Source organism: Streptomyces pseudovenezuelae, from assembly GCF_029892565.1.
Taxonomy (GTDB): domain Bacteria; phylum Actinomycetota; class Actinomycetes; order Streptomycetales; family Streptomycetaceae; genus Streptomyces; species Streptomyces pseudovenezuelae_A.
Genome location: NZ_JARXVH010000087.1, coordinates 1 through 1,102, shown reverse-complemented (window position 1 = coordinate 1,102; position 1,102 = coordinate 1). Strand labels below are relative to the sequence as shown.

1 protein-coding gene is annotated in these 1,102 nt (G+C 69.4%); it reads right to left on the bottom strand.

Annotation, left to right across the window (positions count from 1 at the left end; all coding sequences use genetic code 11):
* On the bottom strand, window positions 1-1,028 hold a 1,028-nt coding region (locus tag M2283_RS51585), incomplete at its 3' end, for a type I polyketide synthase (RefSeq protein ID WP_280883579.1).
* Window positions 1,029-1,102 lie beyond the last annotated feature (74 nt).

The window sequence follows — 1,102 nt, the reverse complement described above, 5'->3', positions numbered from 1 at the left end:
TCGCCGTGGAGGTGGCGGGCGAGGGCGAGCGGGGTGGGGTAGTCGAAGACCACCGTCGGCGTCAGCTTGAGGCCGGTGGCCTCGCGCAGGCGGTTGCGCAGCTCGACCGAGGTGAGTGAATCGAAGCCGGCGTCTTTGAACGCTTTCTCCGCTCCAACAGTCGCCGCCCTGGTGTGTCCGAGAACGATCGCCACCTGGGCCCGGACCAGGTCGAGCAGCAGTGCTTCCTGCTCCTGCGGTGCGAGCCCGGCCAGCCTGGCGGCAAGCCGGCCGTTGTCATCGGAGACCGCACGCGACGTCTTCCGGCGGAGGTTGAGCAGTCCCCGCAGGAGGGGCTGCATCGCACTTCCTGCGGCCCCCTCGGCGCGTAGCGCCCGCAGGTCCAGCTTGATCGGCACCGCCAGCGCGGTAGGCATCCGCAGGGCCGCGTCGAACAGCCGCATCCCCTCGGCGGAGCTGAGGGGCAGGACCCCGCCACGGCCCATACGGGCCCGGTCGGTCTGGCTGAGGTCTGCGGTCATACCCCCGGCCTGCTCCCACAGACCCCAGGCCATCGAGACACCCGGCAGGCCATCAGCACGGCGCCTGGCCATCAGCCCGTCGAGGAAGGCGTTGGCGGCCCCGTAGTTACCCTGACCCGCCGAACCGAACACACCCGCCGCGGACGAGAACACCGCGAACATCGACAGGTCCATGTCCCGCGTCAGCTCGTCCAGATGACACACGGCCGTGACCTTCGGCCCGAACACATACTCCAGCCGTTCCGGCGTCAGCGCCCCGATCACACCGTCGTCCAACACACCCGCGGTATGAACAACACCAGTCAGCGGGTGCTCGGCCGGCACGGCCGCCAGCAGCGCCACCACCGCATCCCGATCGGCGACATCGCACGCCGTCACTGTCACCGCCGCACCCACCTCAGCGAGTTCGGCGACCAGTTCCCGCGCCCCCCCGGCATCCGGCCCGCGCCGGCTCACAAGGACCAGGTGGCGCACACCATGCTCAGTGACCAGATGCCGGGCCACCATGGCACCCAGCGACCCGGTACCACCCGTGATCAGGACAGTACCGTCAAGATCAAGGGCTTTCGGAACGTTCAGCA